The 1375-nt window shown below is 70.8% G+C and carries 1 protein-coding gene and 1 pseudogene; both read right to left on the reverse strand.

The genetic code is table 11. From position 1 onward, the window contains the following. A partial coding sequence (locus ACWD1Z_RS37630) for an MBL fold metallo-hydrolase (RefSeq protein WP_451125438.1) occupies window positions 1-385 on the reverse strand: 385 nt, incomplete at its 3' end. Further along, window positions 385-1375, reverse strand: a pseudogene (locus ACWD1Z_RS37635) (S-(hydroxymethyl)mycothiol dehydrogenase); the annotation flags it as partial. The pseudogene ACWD1Z_RS37635 and the gene ACWD1Z_RS37630, both read right to left, overlap by 1 nt.

A 1375-nucleotide genomic window follows, 5' to 3' on the forward strand; every position in this document is an offset into this window, starting at 1 on the left:
GTCCCGGGGTGTGCAGCACACGCAGCCGCGTGCCGGCCACCTGAAGGCGCTGGTTGTCGGAGAGGTAGCCGTCGGGGTCGCGGTCCGGGTGGGTGTGTTTCCACAGCAGCCGGTCGTCCAGGTGCAGCAGGATCGGCGCGCCGGTGGCCGCGGACAGCGCCGGGGCCGCGTTGACGTGGTCGTTGTGGGCGTGGGTGCACACGATGGCGGTCAGTTGCCGGTCTCCGACGGCCTCGGCGACGGCGTCGGCGTCGTGGGCGGCGTCGATGACCACCGCTTCCCGGTCGTCGCCGACGATCCAGACGTTGTTGTCCACGTTCCAGGTGCCGCCGTCCAGCGTGAAGACGCCCGAGGTCACGACACGTTCGATGCGTACGCCGGTCATCACAGGATCACCACCGAGCGCAGGACGTCGCCCTTGTGCATGCGGGCGAAGGCGTCCTCCACCTCGTCCAGCGCGATGGTCTCGCTGACGAAGGCGTCCAGGTCCAGGCGGCCCTGGAGGTGGAGGTCGATGAGCATGGGGAAGTCGCGGGACGGCAGGCAGTCGCCGTACCAGGAGGACTTCAGTGCCCCGCCGCGGCCGAAGACGTCCAGCAGGGGCAGTTCGAGTCGCATCTCCGGGGTGGGCACGCCGACCAGGACGACGGTGCCGGCCAAGTCGCGGGCGTAGAACGCCTGCTGGTAGGTTTCCGGGCGGCCGACGGCCTCGATCACGACGTCGGCGCCGAAGCCGCCGGTCAGGTCGCGGATCGCCTGGACCGGGTCGGTGGTGCGGGAGTTGACCGTGTGGGTGGCGCCCAGGGAGCTGGCCGTGGTCAGTTTACGGTCGTCGATGTCGACCGCGATGACCTTCGCCGCCCCCGCCAGGCGTGCGCCGGCGACGGCCGCGTCACCCACACCGCCGCAGCCGATGACCGCCACGGTGTCGCCTCTGCCCACGCCCCCGGTGTTGATCGCGGCACCGATGCCCGCCATCACCCCGCAGCCGAGGAGCCCCGCGGCTGCCGGGGATGCGGCCGGGTCGACCTTGGTGCACTGTCCGGCGGCGACGAGTGTCTTCTCGGCGAAGGCACCGATGCCGAGGGCCGGTGAGAGCTCGGTGCCGTCGGTGAGTGTCATCTTCTGCCGTGCGTTGTGGGTGTCGAAGCAGTACTATGGCCGGCCCCGCCGACAGGCCCGGCAACGGCCGCACACCGCGCGCCAGTTGAGAATGACGAAGTCGCCCGGGGCCACGTCGTCCACGTCGGGTCCGACCTGCTCGACGACACCTGCCGCCTCGTGGCCGAGGAGAAAGGGGAAGTCGTCGTTGATGCCGCCTTCCCGGTAGTGCAGGTCGGTGTGGCAGACGCCGCACGCCTGCACCCTCACCACC

The sequence above is a fragment of the Streptomyces sp. NPDC002784 genome, from assembly GCF_053592135.1.